Below are 15,402 nucleotides of genomic sequence, written 5' to 3' on the forward strand. Positions count from 1 at the left end.
CGAGCCTTCCATTGGCAAGGTTCCGGCGATCCTCAGGCCGAGCCGCGTTCGGGAAGCTCGGTCTCTTCCGCCACCCCTTTCCGCAGGTCTCGGCGCAAGCGTTCCACTTCGTCGGAATTATTATCGTCGTCTGTCCGCTCGAGTTCGCGATCGACTGTCTCGCGCGACCCCTCTGCCGGATCCTGTTGCGGAGATGTGTTCGGGCCGGTTTCGATCTTGCCGTCGCCGGGAACGGTGCGGTCGCGAGACTTCGTCATCTTCAGCTTCCCTTTCATCTGTCATCTGCCTCGGCATCTCCGATGGCATGAATTTTGGCCGCTTCCCTGCCGAACCGGATCGTCGACGCTTTGTTCCGGGAAAGCCCCCGCAGGTTCGTGCTGGTCGGCCCCGGGGCATTGGTCGATGCCCTTGCCGGGAAGCATCCTATGCCAACGAGGTCGGCGGCAGCCTCATCGATGTCGTTATCAACATGTGGGCTGTGAAGGCGTTTTCGGCCCGGACACGCGAGCACGCCAGGCTCGCGGCGAGTTTTCGAACCGAAGCAGATGCGCAGCGTAACAACTGGATGTATACGGAAAAGGCTGCCTCATCCACGACATCGCGCTTTCGGTGATGGCCGGCGGCATGCTCGCCTGGGCGGTCCGGCAGCTGGTAGCGAACTGGTCATAGGCCTTTGCAAAGCCGCGTCGATGAAGCGGGTGCGGTAGCGCTGGTCGGTGTAGCGTCGAGGCATCTGTCAATCGGAGACAAGCGCGACCGCTTTTGGGACCTCACTGTTTTTTCCACCGGGACTCGACATCTCACTATCATAGTTGATTGTGGCTGCCGGTGACCCTGCGTAATGGATAGCCATTCCAACTCTCCAACAGGAAAACGGTATGTTGTATCCGGGTCGGTTTTTGGGGCCAAGCGAGATTGAGATGCTCGCCCAGGTTTGTCACACGGTCTGCAAAGAGCGCGCCCTACCTCTTGCTTCGCAGAACGGAGAGCGCATAGCTGCGCATATACTCAGGCTGTTTATGAATGGCTTGATTGAGCAGAATGAACTGCTCGATGCTGAGAGGAACTGGGCTCTTCGGCTTGACCGTTCGGGCCAGCAGACGATGTCAACTACGCGCACATGAGAGGCCGCGGGTCTCAGTTTGGTTCTTACAGCCGAACACCCGCCGCTATCTGAGATATGTTGCGGGGTTTTCTTCGCCGCGGAGTGATCCGATACAGTGCGCGGAAATCATGGCAATCCTGTTCGCAGTGATTCTATTGATACGCGTAATCGCAGTCGCATTCTTGGTCGTAGGAAAGCCGCCAAGGCCAGTTGGGAACAAACCTGACGTTTAAGCGTTTGTAGAGCCCTTCCACCGGGCAACTCACCGAAATGCTTCTTGCCGTGCATGATTCGATGTCGACGGCCGTTTTGGCGGGCAGGAGCGCCAATGCGGAAATAGTAGGCGTGGTCGACCTCACCAACAAAGGTGAGGTCGACATCGGCATCACCAGCTTGGGAAGAGCCATCCAGTTCGTGGCCAACGCCTCGGTGCTTGGATACGACATTCGCGGCGCCATGGTCTTCTATGGCGCGCCCGGTACCCCGAGCCTAAGGGCGAGAGAGTGCGAGCGCTTGTGGGCGCAGTTTGGCGGCGCGCTTCTACAGCCGTAGCTCTATCAGGACGTTCGCCCCGCCCGTTCTTGGTATGAACGCGTACGGAACTGAGGCGCTACCCAGCCGCAGCGGGAATGGCTCAGTGGTAGCTCTAGCTGGCGACCGCACTAAGCAGCTTTTCGGTGATGGGCTTTGAGCGGCTGAGCCAGCGTGAGAACGTTCGGCCGCATATCTGCCGGTGCTTGCTTTCATGTGACTGGGCGGGGCTATTGGGGAGCCGTGTTGACCACTGGGCCCTTAGCCGAGGGAAGCACAGTACGGCAACCTCGCCTTTTGCTGGCTAACATCCTTCCGCTCTCAGGGACCGGACCATGCGCACAACAACAGGGTCATACGGTTTCTTTTCGGATTTCCGATAATTCATTGTGAAAAGCGCGGCACGCTGGTTGCAGACCATAATTGCACGGACGTAGCGAATCTCGCCATTCTTGACCCCGGAGTAGCTGGCCCATTTCGGGGCTAGGCGCCGATAGGTCAGTCGCCAACCGGCCTTTTCGTCCTCGATCATGCGATGTTCAATCTCGGCGCGAAAACTTGCTTTGCCCAGTCGCGCGCCCCAAACGACCAGAAACGCGTCTCTTGGGCCCTGAAAAGCCGCGCCCTGCTCCGAATTCTGGGTCAGGACGAAATTCGGAGGAATATCGAAACTAAAGCCAAGCTGTCGGACGCCGAAGGGCTGCCAGGCCTCGGCCTGAAGCAACGTGGTCCAAAAGAGAAAAACTGTAAGTCCCAGCAGGAGGCGTCGCATTGCTCTGATTTAGCGCTGGCTAACATGGTGTCCAGACGGACAGAGGTCCGTGACATAAAAAATATGCATCATGGCCGCGCAGCATATGGACGCGGGATTCGCGATTGACGGCGTGCGGTCGAAACGGCTTCCGTCCCACGAAAGGAGAGGACGCAGAGGGAATTGGTGCGTCGGTATGTTCGATTGGCAGAAAATTGGCGAGGCCGAATGTCCAACGTTCATTGCCCGCAAAAGTGGGCGCCGGTTCCTCTTGTGCCTAGGGAAGAGGAGCCGAATTATTCTCTGGCGAAGACCCTGATCTACCTCAGACGGGGGCATGCCTCAGTAACTTCGCCGTGACCTGATCCCTTCGGGGAACAATCACATCGAGCTCCAGTTTGGCCTTCAAGCGAAAGCACTGATGGAGCATGCCATGAGATTTCCACACAGCACGACGGCCGCGGCCGCCGTTTTCATTGCCCTGACCTCCCCCGCACTCGCCCAGACAAGCGGAACACCATCACCCTCGACACCTGCACCCGCTCCGGCAACCGAACCGCCGACCGCCGGACAGTTGCCGGATGCGACCGGACAAGCGGATGCACCAACACGCGAAATGATCCGCCAGATGGTTGAGCAAGCTGTCCGGGAGAGAATGCAGCAGGATCGCGGTTCCGAAGAAGGTTTCCGCGAGGAAGATAGTCGCAACTATCAAGGCGATCGCAACGAGGGTGCTGACCGACACGATGAAGATGGCGGCCGTTGGCAGAACCACGGTGGCCGCGATCGTGGACACAGAATGGCTGGACGCTGGCATCATCAGCTGATGCGCGGTGCCGGCATGCGACTGATGTTCGGGCTGTTGGACACCGATGGCGACGGATCGGTGTCCGAGGACGAGGTTCAACGCGCGGTGGGCAGGATGTTCAGTAGCATTGACGAGAATGGTGACGGCAAGATCGATGCGGACGAGATCCAGTCCTTCATGCATGGCTCCAGCATGCATGGCACTGATAGCGAGGACACGCCGTAGCTGCCTTCAAAGTGAATGCCCTCCCTCGGACAAAGCGGGCGAGCGCCTGGCGGTCGAATTCGAAGCGGTGTCTCTTGGCTGTTAGGCGCGGCGGCCCTAACAGCACCCTCCAGCCTTGCGCTATTCCCGCGACGCCAGCCGTGACAAAAAAACGGCTGCGCAGTGCTGATCAAGGAACGATCGAAGCCGACCAACGCAGGGTCACTCGGGCGCCCGGTCCTCCAGCAGAACGAAGGATGCGGCGATCAAGTCGTCGCCATTGATACGTCCTTGGCTGTCCTCCAACATAGTTGCAACCTTGTGGAAGGCCATCATTTCACCCGCGTCAATCTGCGCTTCACGCATCTTGGCTGTGAGATCAGCCACGCGATTTCCTAACGAATGTGATTTTGCAGTCTCGCAATTCGACATGATTAGTCATCCTTTGCCTTGGGGTTTCACGCTGCCGAACGCAATGCTTCAGCGGATGTTCCGAATTTGGCCATCAGTCTTATGGGATAGGACTTGCGTCTGATTGCGGTTGGAAGAAGCCCGAACGGCGGAACACGCAGCCGGACGCGGAATTGGAAACCGACCGTCGATCGAAGTCCCTTGTCGCCGGTTGAGATCCCGCCATCTTCACTGTCGAGAGGGTGGCGGGATCGCCTTCCGAGGAGCGAGCACATATGAGGTAATAGATATTTGGCAGATGTACTCACGGCATCCTGCTCGCTTCTTTTGTCTGCGCATGTTCATTCTTTTCGGGAAACCCCATCTCTCCAACAACACGCAACAACCGCATTGCTACCCACGATTGATGCGATGACAACTGCATCAACAAAGCAAAGCCTCTTCGCCTAAGGTGCGATTGCCGCGCGCTTTTCGACTGGAAGGTCGTCCAAACGCGCCCGGTGGTCAGCCATGGCGTTCAGCAGGAGCTAGGTAGACTCTCATCGCGAAAATCCCGCAGCGAGGCATGTCGCAAGTCCTCCTCGCCGCGTGCGGATACTGGAATCCGCCTGGCTCGTTGTGACAGGCATGCGAAGATGAGTGTCGGCGCATGGACGCGGAAAAACCCGCCAGCGTGAGCCAGCGGGCCTTGTGATGGGATGGCCCGCGCGTGCGGTCAAGGCTGCGCGGGCCGACCATGATGAATGAGGGGACATCTTGGTCACCGGCACGACCGATGAAGAACGAGCCGGGTGTGACAGAACACCCTTGGAGCGAGGATGTTCCCGTCCGCACAAAAAAGCTCGCCGGCGTGAGCCGGCGGGCAGTCGCTATTTTGCCGTCAAGCGGACAGACCGCTTGCGGCCCACCCACTGCACCATTTTTCCACTTTGAGCCGAAATCATTCTCAACTATGGTTCGCCAGGCTTAAGGCATGGGGGATTGCCGATGGTTTTATCACGCAGGGGTGTCGTGCTCGGCGGTCTGGCGCTGGTCGCGGTCGGTGGAACCAGCAATATTGTTCAAGCCGCGGGGGCAAAATCCTTTTTCGCCGGTACCGCCAGCGATAACGATTTCGTCTATCGCAAGACCAACTTCGCCAAGATCGACAAGAGATGGCATCGCCAGATCGTCAAGTATTTCAGCAGCGAGCCGGTCGGCACCGTCGTGGTCGATACCCGCCACCACTTCCTCTACCTCATCATGGAAAACAAGACTGCCATCCGCTACGGCGTCGGCGTCGGCAAGGAAGGCTTCAAATGGTACGGCCGCGCGACGATCGATCGCCGCGCGCTGTGGCCGCAATGGGTCCCGCCCCCCGAAATGCGTGAGCGCAAACCGGACCTGCCGCCCATGATCGCGGGCGGCGCGTCCAACAATCCGCTCGGGCCGCGAGCGCTCTATCTGTACCGCGACGGCGCCGACATCGGCTACCGCCTGCATGGCACGCTGGAGCCATGGAGCATCGGCACCGACGCTTCCAGCGGCTGCATCCGCATGTTCCCCGAAGATATCATCGACCTCTACCAGCGGTGCCCGATCGGCACCGCGGTGGAGGTCCTGCCGCACATCGCCGACCAGGCGCCCGCTTCCACCACTGTCGAATGATTGGCGCATCATGAACCGCATGATTGAAAACACGCGCCGGCTGCTCGCCGCCGGCCTGCTGGTTGTGGCCACATCCTGCTCGACCAGCAACACGCTGGCCCCGTCGACGCCCGACGTCACCAACGCCGAGATTGCCGGCTTCCAGAACGTGCAACCGGGCAGCGAGGAGGATTTTATCCTCAATGTCGGCCGCCGCACCTACTTCACGAAAGGTTCGGCCGCGCTCGATTCTGTCGCCAAGGCCACCCTCGACACCCAGATCGCCTGGTTGACAAAGCATCCGCGCTGGCTGCTCAAGCTGCAGGGTTTCGCCGACGATCCCGGCGCAAGCGAAACGGCGCTGTCACAGCAGCGCGCCGATGCGGTGATGGACTACCTCGCCGCCGGCGGCATAGACCGGAACCGCATGTGGGCCAAGGGCTACGGCAAGGACAGGCTGGTCCGCGACTGCCCCGACTCCGCCTGCAGGTCGCAGAACCGCCGCGTTGTGTCTAATTTGCGCGATGAGAGGGACGAGTCGTAGAGGCTGCTGTTTTGCTGGTCGCCAAATCAGTCTCACAACGCGACGGCGGCATGGCTGCAAGGCGTCTATCGGGGACATTCACCCAGCGTTTGCCCCTCCCGGAAAGCTGACGCTCCGGTTGACCCGGAATGAAGTCAGCTTCCCGTCTACCAACCTCCGGTTCAGGGTCTGGTGGGAGGCTTCGGCATCCGCCTCGACCAGTTTGCGGACGTGGCGGTTGTCCGCGATCCTGATCGCGCATGAGCCTCGCCACATGTCGGTGTGCTACCGGGAGTGGGCGCCGTGGAGCTGGCAGGTACGCTCGCTCAAAGCATCGGCCGTCCACCGGTGACCTCGTAGAGTGCGCCGGTGGTGTAGCTCGATCCTTCCGAGGCAAGCAGCACATAGGTCGCTGCAAGCTCTGCCGGTTGCCCGGGACGCTTGAGCGGTGTGTTCTTCCCGAACTCCTTGACCTTCTCAGAGGGCATTGTCGACGGGATCAGCGGCGTCCAAATCGGCCCGGGAGCGACCGCGTTTACCCGAATGCCGCGTTCAGCTACCAGTCCTGCAAGTCCGGCGGTGAAGTTGGCGATCGCTCCTTTGGTAGTGGCGTAGGCAAGCAGTGCCGGCGAGGGACTGGTCGCGTTGATCGAGGATGTGTTGATGATGGTCGAGCCGGGTTCCATGTGCTTCACTGCTTCCTGGGACAGATAGAACATCGCATAGACATTGGTGCGAAAGGTGAGATCCCATTCCTCCGCGCTGATGTCCTCCAGCTTCTCGAACGACGCCTGGTGGGCTGCATTGTTGACGAGGATGTCCAGGCGCCCGCATTCATCGATAGCTCGCTGCACAAGCGACCGCGCGAAGATTTCGTCCGAGATGTCGCCGCGTGCGAGCACCGCCTTGCGCCCCGCTTCCTCGACCAAGCGCGCCGTCTCCTGCGCATCTTCGTCCTCTTCAAGGTAGGAGATGATGACGTCGGCGCCTTCGCGTGCAAACGCGATAGCCACCGCCCGGCCGATGCCCGAGTCCGCGCCGGTGATCAGCGCGACGCGGTCCGTCAGCTTACCGCTGCCGCGATAGCTCTCCTCTCCGTGGTCGGGCCGTGGATCCATCTCGTCGGTGTAGCCGGGCATGTCCTGCTGCTGTTCGGGAAGCGGCGGCTGAGGATATTTCTGCTGGGCATCCTGCATGTCAGGTCCTTTTTTGGTTGGAGTTGCGGTTGTGTCGATCCGGTTCCGTGATCGGTCCCTTGGCGGCTTTCGAGCCACCGCCCCATTCCTCGGCCTTGCACGCTTGGTCGCCGCCCATGAGGTCCGGCGAACCGCGATTTGCGGTGCCGCTGTCGGTCTTGTTCAACTCGTGCTCCTTCTTGCGTGTGGTCAGTCTTTCTCGCCGGCGGTAATCATCGACCTCAGCGGCTCTTGCGCCACATTCGCCTCGATTTCCGCGCGTCCGGGGGTATCCGGTAGCGCCTTGCGGAAATTTCTCGCATAATCCGGTGGCATCTTCGGTGGCATCATCGGTTCGTACGGATCGACCACGGCCTCGATGACCACCGGACCCTCAGCAGCCAGGGCAGCGTCGAGAACGCCTTCCACCTCCTCGGCGCGAGAGACGCTGTAGCCAATGCCGCCCATGGCTTCGGCGGCCATGGCGAAGTCGATGGGCTGGAGTTCGCAGGCGAATTGCGGGTTACCGAGGAACATCATCTGCTCCCAGGCGATCTGATTGAGCATGCCGTTCTTGAGCACGAGCACCTTGAGTGGGACCCGGTACCGAACTGCCGTCGAGAACTCTCCGAGCTGCATCGCGAGACCGCCGTCGCCGACGACCGCGAAGACCGGCCGGCCGGGAAAGGCCAGGCCCGCGGCGATCGCGTAGGGCAGTCCGCATGCCATCGAGGCCAGCGCGCCCGAGACGCCGAAGGCCTGCCCGTCACGCAGTTCGATATGGCGGGCTGCCATCTCGGTGTTCTGGCCGGAATCGGCAACCAGGATCGCCTCATCGGGCAATCGTTTCCCAAATGCGCGTGTGACCACCTGGGGCTTGAGCGAAGTGGCGGCCTTTTGCTCCGACTGCGCCATCATCTCGCGCCAGCGTCGCATGCCCGCCTGCGCCTTCTCGAGGAAGCTGCGATCATCCTTGCGCTTCAGGCGCTTGTTCAGCAATCGCAGCGTCACGGCGGCATCGCCGGCAAGGCCGGCCTCAACGGGATAGCGCAGGCCGATGCGCTGCGGGTCGCGCTCGATCTGCACCCCGCGCGCCTGTCCCGGCTTCGGGTAGTATTCGATGTAGGGAAAGGTCGAGCCGACGACGAGCAGCGCGTCACATTCCTCCATGATTTCCTGCGACGGCAGCGTGCCGAGAATTCCGATGCCGCCAGTCGTCAGCGGGTGATCGTCGGGCAAGGCAGCCTTACCGAGCAAGGCCTTTGCGACGGGGGCACCAAGCAGCTCCGCCGTCTCTTCCAACTCGTGCCTGGCACCAAGCGCGCCCCGACCGGCGAGGATCGCGACCTTCGTCGCGCCGTTCAGGATCTCGGCGGCTTTCGCAAGTTGTTCTTCGTCGGGAAGCCTGCTTCCTTCGAACCAACGATCCGGCGTATGCGACGGTTTGTTGCGCTTCGAGCGCTTGGCCTGGTCGAGCGTGTGCTCCTGCACATCGCTAGCGATCGACAGATGCGCAACGCCGCGACGTGCCAGCGCCGACCTGCAGGCGAGACCGGCCAGGCTATCCATATGCGCCGCGTCGGAGACCTGCGCGTTGAAGACGGCGACATCGCTGAAGACGCGCGTCAAGTCGACATCCTGCTGGGTGAAGGTCTCGATGAGGTCGTGGAACTGCATGCCGGTAATGGCGAGCACCGGCGCTTGGTCGAGCTTGGCATCGTAGAGTCCCGTCAGGAGGTGTGTGCCGCCAGGGCCGGAAGTTGCGAGGCAGACACCGAGCTTGCCTGTCCATTTTGAGTAGGCGCACGCCATGAACGCCGCGGATTCCTCGTGCCGCACCTGAATGAAGCGGATACGGTCCTGCCGCCTGCGCAGCGCCTCCATGATGCCATTGATGCCGTCGCCCGGCAGGCCAAAGATGATATCGACGTTCCAGTCGATCAGCGTCTCGATGAGGATGTCCGCGGCGGTCGGCATGTCTCGGTCCTACCGCGATGCGGATCCCGCCGCCTGGCTGCTCTTGTTCGCGGTCTTGTCAGTCTTACGCTGGTCCTTGTCGCCGCCGCGATTGCCGCCATGCAAGTCGTCGGAAGATTGAGCGGTCTTGCCGTCTTCCAAATTAGTGGCCATGCGCAAAGCTCCCTTCATCCGGCCTGCCTAACCAGAAAGTCGGTGAGATGTTCCGTGCCCGAAGGCAAGGCCGCATTCAGGTGCCGAAGGCAAAGGTCTCAGTACCACCCGATGACGCGCTGTTCGGCAGTCAGCGGCTGAACAGGCGAGGTGCGATCGAACAGACGAAGGCATCGAACTGCTGCGAGGCCGAGGATTGCATGTAGTGGCCGAGGCTGTCTGATCGCCAAAAGCTCTCGCGGCAGAGCTGGCCGATGTTCAGGTCGCGTCTTTGCAGGTCCCTATAGCCAGAGCGCAACGCCGCCCGGACCGTCCCCATAGGCGAACTCCTCGCACCCCTCGTCGACGATTTCTCGCGCGGGATTCCGCCTCAGTGGCGAAAGGACTCGTTCGTCGCGCACACCGCGGCGGGCGATGTGCGCCTCGACCATGCGGTGCCTGGCGTGCCGGTAGTCTGGCATGGCTCCTCGATAGCCTTAAAGACGACAGGCTTAGTCGTCCTGCCTGCGCTTGTGGTGCTCGCTCTCCTGGTTTTCGCCGCGGATCATCTGGCGATCATCCTTGTCGGTCAATTCCACGCCCTCGTCGCGCAGATTGGCGCCGCCTTGCCGCGCCTCGCGCTCCTGCTTGGTTCTCTTCAGCTCATCCTCGGCATTGAAATCGTCGCCGGCATTGCTGGTGTTCTCGCGCTTTTCGATGATGCGCAGCTGCTGCTCGTGGGTCTTCCGGCCGGCCATGGCAAGGTGCCTCCTACTTGTTCGTGCGTCCGGTCTGGTCAGGGTTGATGCCGCCCTGAGGCGTGACGTCGTTCTCGACATCGCCTTCGAACGTATTGTCCCCATCGAGAGCATCGTTCTCGTCGAGCATATCGCCGCCCTTGACCGCGCCCTTCGAGGTGCCGATTCCCGGGTTGTCTCGCAGATCCTAGTCCGTGGGCTGTTTAGTCTTGGGGTGTTGGTTGGTCATGGAATTTCTCAGCGCTGGTTGAGCTTGGACGAAAGACGGTCCTCGCGCTGTCCAACTTCAACGTGGAGAAAATGTTCCGGAACATATTCGCTGTGTCAGGTTCGGTGCGCGTAAGCGGCCAGGCGGCCGCCGTCTCGGCTAGCGAAACCCCAGGCATGCCACATTACATCCCATTCCGAGGCGAATTGGCGGGCTAAAGTGAAAATCGAGACGGTCGAAAGCTTGCAAGGAGTGGGTGCTCTGTTCCGGTGGCGATCTCGGTTGCAAGCAGTTCGCCGGCAATCAAGCCAAGTGTTGCGCCGCTGTGGCTGAAGGCGACGTAATACGCCTCGATCTCCCGCAACTGGCCGAAGACCGGCTCGCCGTCTCCGGGGATTGGCTTGGGCCCGACACCGTAGCTCTCCAATTCCAATTTCGGATGACCGTCGAGAACATTCGACGCTTCGTCGAGAAGCCCCTGGATGGTCGATGCTTTTACGCGATAAGTCCCGTCCGGATTGACTACCACCTGTTCTTCCGACCAGGCAGAATCGAGCGCGAGGGCGCCATCAGGCGTCGGCCGGATGGCGACGCGCGGCGTGTTGAGCACGGCGCGTAGAGGCAAGTCGACTGGCTTGGTCCTGACCAGCAGCGCGATTGGTGTCCCATCGGCAATACGCTGACCGGCCACGGCGACCATTCGCGGCACATCCGCACCGGTCGCCAGAAGCACCGCGTTGGCGGCGAAGCTGATCCCGCTGGTGGTGGTGACGCCGGTGGCGCGGCCGTTGGCGACGGTGACGGTAGCGCGTCCGGCCTCGGTGACCACCTGGCCGCCCCGCTCCACGAATTCCGCGATCAATATTTCGATCAGCGACGGCAGGTCGACCCAGCCCTCGCCCGGGTTGAAGATCGCGCCTTGAGGCGTGACAGCGCTTGCGCAGACACCCGGCGCGACCAACCTTATGGCGTCCGCGGACAGATGCTGCGCATCATAGCCGAGACGTTTTTCGTGAGCGAAGACATCGGCGATCTCGTTTGAGGCATCGTCCGCATCCCACGTCAGGCCACCGTCGAAACGCAGCCAGGCGGCATCCGGGCATCGCGCCGACAAACTGCGGTAGCGGTCGATACCGATCATGCGCAGGCGATGATATTCAGCCGAGCGCCTGCGCGCCGAATTGATCCAGGCGAGCGAGCGGCCGGAAGCTCCCTTGGCGAGCGGTCCATCATTGACCAGCACGGTCTCGATGCCGAGCCTTGCAAGATGAACGGCCGAGGAGACGCCAAAAATGCCGCCGCCGACGACAACGACCTTGGAAACCTGATGTGATGCAGCCATGAGATATCTTTCACTGGTGGAGGTTGGTTTGGGCGGCCGTCTTGAAGGGCTCATGCGTGATCAAAGCACTTCGGCAAGGAAGTGCTTCAGACGTGGGCTTTTCGGCGTGTCGAAAATCGCGGCAGGCGTGCCGGCCTCGATGATGCGGCCTTCATCCATGAAGACGACCTGATCGGCGACCTTGCGGGCGAAGCCCATTTCATGCGTCACCACGACCATTGTCATGCCGCGCCGGCCGAGATCCGCCATGAGGTTGAGCACACCCTTCACCAGTTCTGGATCGAGTGCGCTCGTTACCTCATCGAACAAGATGACCTCCGGGTCCATCGCCAATGCACGAGCGATTGCCACACGCTGCTGCTGGCCACCGGAAAGGCTCCCTGGACGATGGTGTTTGCGGGTCGCAAGCCCGACGTCGGCAAGGCGCGCCTCGGCGATGCGCTCAGCTTCCTGTACAGGGAGCCCCTTTACCTTGGTCAGCGACAGCATGACGTTTTCGAGCGCGGTGTGGTCGGGAAACAGATTGAACTGCTGGAAAACCATGCCGACACGCCGGCGCAGTTTTTCAGGCTTCATCGCCAGGATGCTCGCACCATCGAGCAACACCTCACCGCCCTTGGGCTCGACCAGGCGGTTGAGGCAGCGCAGCAGGGTCGACTTGCCCGAACCTGATGGGCCGATCACGCATGTGACCGTGCCAGGCTTGACTGCCAGGCTGACGCCTTTGAGAACATCGAGGTTGCCATAGGCCATGTCGAGATCGGTGATGGCGAGACTGCCGCCCTTGAAGCGGGGCAGCGCTGAGCGGGCATCCGAGCCGGCCTCCGAAGGTGCACTGCCGGTGGCGCCCTCCAGTTCGCTCACTTCGGCCAGGCCGCTGACGACGAGGCCGGCCTTTTGCTTTCCGACCCGCAGCGAGTTGTCGATATAGTTGACCACATGGGTCAACGGCACGGTGATGATGAGATAGAACACGCCGGCCAGAAGCAATGGCGAGAGGTTTCCGGTGACCACTGCCTGGTCCTGACCGACACGGAAGATCTCGCGCTCCGAGGCGAGCAGACCGAGGAAGTAGACAAGGCTTGAATCCTTGACGTTGCCGATGAACTGGTTGACGAGGGCCGGCAAGACGCGGCGGATGCCTTGCGGTATCACGATCAGGCGCATGCCTTGGCCGTAGCTCATGCTGAGCGCCCTGCAGGCCTCCATCTGCCCGCGCTCGACGCTCTGGATGCCCGAGCGGAATATTTCGCCGATATAGGCGCCGGCGATCAGGCTCAGCGCAAGAATGCCGAGCGGAAAGGGCGAAGGGCCGAAGATTTCACGGCCGATGCGGGCAAAGCCCTGGCCTATCAGCAGGATGGTGACGATCGCCGGCAGCCCACGGAATATATCCGTGTAGACCCGCGCCGGAATGCGCAGCCAGCGCGATTGCGAGATGCCCATGACCGCCAGGATCATGCCGAGGATGACACCCAGTACTGTCGACGCGGCGGCGAGGATCAAGGTGTTCTTCAATCCGATGGTGATCATGCTGGGCAGCACGTCCGCCATTGCGTGCCAGTCGAGGAAACTGCGCCGCAGGTTTTCGAGCCAGTTCATTCGCCCCCCTTTTGGTTGCGCTATTTACATCGTCCGCATCAAGGACGGAGGCGTAATCCGGCCGCCGGCATGAAAGCCAGCGGCCGGGTACGGTCTACTTCTTGGGAAGATACTGGTCGGGCATCGGCGAGCCGGGGAACCACTTTTCATAAAGCGTCTTCCAGGTGCCGTCCTGCATGGCCGCGTGAAGGGCGGTGTTCAGCGCATTGCGGAGCTTGTCGTTGCCCTTGCGCAGGACAAAGCCGGCCGGCGCGTCAAAGGAAGGAATATTGACCGCGATCTTCAGGTTCGGGTAGCGAAGGCCATAGTCCTTGGCGGCCTCGTAATCGAGGAAGTGGGCATCCACGGTTCCGTTGTTAAGCGCCGAAACGGCGGAGTTGTTGTCGGGGAATTTGACGAGATCGGTTCCGACAAAATTCTTCGCCGCGTAGATTTCCTGGAGCGTGCCCTGTACGACGCCGAGACGTTTGCCCTTGAGCCCGTCCGCCGCCGTGATCGCCTTGTCGGCGGTAAGCACGGAGAGATAGCCTGCGATATACCCGTCGGAAAAGTCGACGGTCTTCTTGCGTGCTTCCGTCGTGCCGATTGCCGCGACCGCGACATCGAAGCGCTCGTTTGCAACCGAAGGCATCAGCGCCGAGAATTCCTGGCCGGTGAAGATCACCTGGTCGGGCTTGAAGCCAAGGCGGCTCGCGACGTTGCGGAACAATTCGATGTCGAAGCCGGTGAACGACCCATCGGCCTGGGTGAAAGCGTAGGGTTTGGCATCGCCCATGGTCCCGACGCTAATGACCTTCGCATCAATAAGGCCATAGGGATTGTCATCCGCGGCGGCCGCTCCTGAAACCAGCCCGGCGCCGAGGCACATCGCCATAAGAGCCATTGCGCCGGTTCTGACCGGGCACATCAACGACTTGAGAATTTCTTTGCTGCTCATGTCTTTCTCCACTCTGAAGGTCTGTTCTTCTTGGTATTTCCGTCGAGCCGCCATCTGGCGCCCCGACATGCCCTTGCCGAAATCACGGTCCGTCACGCCTCTCGGCTCCACTCCTTCTAAAGAGACCGGTCTCATATTGCATGAGACCGGTCTCTTTGTTAATCGTTATCGCCACGTTGACCTCCCGTCAACAACTCTTGTAGTCGTCATCCGATGAAAAGAACCGCCCCCAAGACCCCGTCGATAACGGTCAGCGACGTCGCCCGTGCGGCCAATGTTTCGAAAGCGACAGCCGCGCGCGTGCTCGGCGGATACGGCGTCGTCAGCGACATGATCCGCGCGGAAGTCATGGCCGCGGCCAAGGCCTTGGACTATCGTGCGAACGAGCTCGCCCGCAGCATGACGACCGGCCGCTCCGGCATCATCGGCGTGGTTGTCGGCGACATCGAGAACCCGTTCTTCAGCCTCGCGGTACGCGGCATCAGCGACGCGGCAAAGGCAGCCGGGTTCAACGTCATCCTGGCCAATTCCGGCGAGAAGATCGAGGCGGAAAAGGCGGCCGTGAAACTGCTCATCGGCAAGCGCGTCGACGGGCTGATCGTCACGCCGTCGGAATCGCGCGACATCGCGCACCTGCGCGATATCCACCGCTCGGGCCGACCGCTTGCCCTGCTGGATAGGGCGCTGGCAGATCTGGATGTCGATACGGTCACGACCGACGATCGCGGCATCGCCATGCTGGCGACCCGCTTTCTAGCCGATGCCGGCCACCGCAACATCGCCTATGTGACCGCGGTCGACGCCGAAGGGCACGAGTACCGCGATCTCGGGCAGATCTACACCTCGTCGGTCCGTGAGCGCATCGACGGTTTCCTCACCGTGTGCCGAGAGGCCGGACTTGATCGGCCAGAACGCTTTGTTCGCCTTGGCGCGACAAGCCCCACCGAAACGCGCAGGGTTGCCGGCGAGATGCTGTCGGCGCCGGATCGGCCGACGGCGATCCTCGCCTCCGACAGCGTCATTGCGCTGGAGATCTTCAAGGTGACCCGCGAGCGCGGCCTGCGGGTTCCCGAAGACATTTCGCTCATCACTTTCCATGATGCGGACTGGACGAGCGTCACCACGCCGCCCATCACCGTTATCGACCAGCCCGTCTACGCGCTTGGCAAGAGCGTCGCGGAATTGCTCATCCGGCGATTGAAGGGAGATTCCCGCCCGGCGGAAAAGCTCGTTTTGCCGACCGCCATCATTGCACGCGGATCCGTTGGCCCGCCCTCGAATGGAAAGCCGCAAGTGCGCCAAGCATAGGTGT

The 15,402-nt window shown here is 61.3% G+C and carries 17 protein-coding genes; 5 read left to right on the top strand and 12 right to left on the bottom strand.

Annotation, left to right across the window (positions count from 1 at the left end; translation table 11 throughout):
* Positions 1–32: 32 nt before the first annotated feature.
* Positions 33–257 carry a hypothetical protein gene (locus tag NKI61_RS04615; protein ID WP_352838909.1) on the bottom strand — a complete coding sequence of 75 codons (225 nt, stop codon included), beginning with the start codon at positions 255–257 and terminating at the stop codon, positions 33–35.
* Between the two features lie 1,142 nt (positions 258–1,399).
* Between NKI61_RS04615 and NKI61_RS04620 the strand changes: the two genes are divergently transcribed.
* Positions 1,400–1,657 carry a hypothetical protein gene (locus tag NKI61_RS04620; protein WP_352652808.1) on the top strand — a complete coding sequence of 86 codons (258 nt, stop codon included), beginning with the start codon at positions 1,400–1,402 and terminating at the stop codon, positions 1,655–1,657.
* Between the two features lie 283 nt (positions 1,658–1,940).
* Here NKI61_RS04620 and NKI61_RS04625 read toward each other — a convergent pair whose 3' ends face one another.
* On the bottom strand, positions 1,941–2,408 hold the full coding sequence (locus tag NKI61_RS04625; protein WP_023667769.1) for a hypothetical protein: 468 nt from the start codon (positions 2,406–2,408) through the stop codon (positions 1,941–1,943).
* Positions 2,409–2,820: 412 nt separating this feature from the next.
* On the opposite strand from NKI61_RS04625, the gene NKI61_RS04630 reads away from it, so the two are divergent.
* The gene (locus NKI61_RS04630; protein WP_352759015.1) at positions 2,821–3,420 is read left to right on the top strand and encodes an EF-hand domain-containing protein; all 600 of its coding nucleotides are present in this window, start codon (positions 2,821–2,823) and stop codon (positions 3,418–3,420) included.
* A gap of 201 nt (positions 3,421–3,621) precedes the next feature.
* Here NKI61_RS04630 and NKI61_RS04635 read toward each other — a convergent pair whose 3' ends face one another.
* Positions 3,622–3,786 carry a hypothetical protein gene (locus NKI61_RS04635; RefSeq protein WP_023667766.1) on the bottom strand — a complete coding sequence of 55 codons (165 nt, stop codon included), beginning with the start codon at positions 3,784–3,786 and terminating at the stop codon, positions 3,622–3,624.
* A gap of 1,011 nt (positions 3,787–4,797) precedes the next feature.
* Here NKI61_RS04635 and NKI61_RS04640 point away from each other — a divergent pair.
* Together NKI61_RS04640 and NKI61_RS04645 are read left to right on the top strand one after the other, a co-directional pair.
* Positions 4,798–5,457, top strand: a complete 660-nt coding sequence (locus NKI61_RS04640) for a L,D-transpeptidase (RefSeq protein ID WP_023682764.1) — start codon at positions 4,798–4,800, stop codon at positions 5,455–5,457.
* A 10-nt stretch (positions 5,458–5,467) separates the two neighbouring features.
* Positions 5,468–5,980, top strand: coding sequence for an OmpA family protein (locus tag NKI61_RS04645; RefSeq protein ID WP_023667764.1), 513 nt, complete (start codon positions 5,468–5,470; stop codon positions 5,978–5,980).
* Positions 5,981–6,285: 305 nt separating this feature from the next.
* Here the strand turns inward: NKI61_RS04645 and NKI61_RS04650 are convergent, their stop codons facing one another.
* From NKI61_RS04650 to NKI61_RS04690, 9 genes are all read right to left on the bottom strand, one after another.
* On the bottom strand, positions 6,286–7,155 hold the full coding sequence (locus NKI61_RS04650) for an SDR family oxidoreductase (protein WP_023707232.1): 870 nt from the start codon (positions 7,153–7,155) through the stop codon (positions 6,286–6,288).
* 1 nt (position 7,156) lies between these two features.
* On the bottom strand, positions 7,157–7,321 hold the full coding sequence (locus tag NKI61_RS04655) for a hypothetical protein (protein WP_023710084.1): 165 nt from the start codon (positions 7,319–7,321) through the stop codon (positions 7,157–7,159).
* Between the two features lie 23 nt (positions 7,322–7,344).
* Positions 7,345–9,111, bottom strand: a complete 1,767-nt coding sequence (locus tag NKI61_RS04660; protein WP_352838910.1) for a thiamine pyrophosphate-dependent enzyme — start codon at positions 9,109–9,111, stop codon at positions 7,345–7,347.
* Positions 9,112–9,120: 9 nt separating this feature from the next.
* Complete coding sequence (locus tag NKI61_RS04665) at positions 9,121–9,264, bottom strand: hypothetical protein (protein ID WP_023738314.1); 144 nt, start codon at positions 9,262–9,264, stop codon at positions 9,121–9,123.
* Positions 9,265–9,394: 130 nt separating this feature from the next.
* Entirely contained in the window at positions 9,395–9,583 is a 189-nt protein-coding gene (locus NKI61_RS04670; protein WP_352838911.1) for a hypothetical protein, read from the bottom strand.
* A gap of 172 nt (positions 9,584–9,755) precedes the next feature.
* Positions 9,756–10,001, bottom strand: coding sequence for a hypothetical protein (locus NKI61_RS04675; protein WP_023699894.1), 246 nt, complete (start codon positions 9,999–10,001; stop codon positions 9,756–9,758).
* A 422-nt stretch (positions 10,002–10,423) separates the two neighbouring features.
* Entirely contained in the window at positions 10,424–11,551 is a 1,128-nt protein-coding gene (locus NKI61_RS04680) for an NAD(P)/FAD-dependent oxidoreductase (RefSeq protein WP_352838912.1), read from the bottom strand.
* 60 nt (positions 11,552–11,611) lie between these two features.
* Positions 11,612–13,153, bottom strand: coding sequence for an amino acid ABC transporter permease/ATP-binding protein (locus tag NKI61_RS04685; protein ID WP_352838913.1), 1,542 nt, complete (start codon positions 13,151–13,153; stop codon positions 11,612–11,614).
* A gap of 94 nt (positions 13,154–13,247) precedes the next feature.
* Positions 13,248–14,090 carry an ABC transporter substrate-binding protein gene (locus NKI61_RS04690; protein ID WP_023732310.1) on the bottom strand — a complete coding sequence of 281 codons (843 nt, stop codon included), beginning with the start codon at positions 14,088–14,090 and terminating at the stop codon, positions 13,248–13,250.
* A 213-nt stretch (positions 14,091–14,303) separates the two neighbouring features.
* On the opposite strand from NKI61_RS04690, the gene NKI61_RS04695 reads away from it, so the two are divergent.
* Complete coding sequence (locus NKI61_RS04695; protein ID WP_023732311.1) at positions 14,304–15,398, top strand: LacI family DNA-binding transcriptional regulator; 1,095 nt, start codon at positions 14,304–14,306, stop codon at positions 15,396–15,398.
* The last annotated feature ends 4 nt before the right edge of the window (positions 15,399–15,402 follow it).

It is taken from the genome of Mesorhizobium sp. M0514, from assembly GCF_040321145.1.
In the GTDB taxonomy this organism is placed as follows: Bacteria; Pseudomonadota; Alphaproteobacteria; order Rhizobiales; family Rhizobiaceae; genus Mesorhizobium.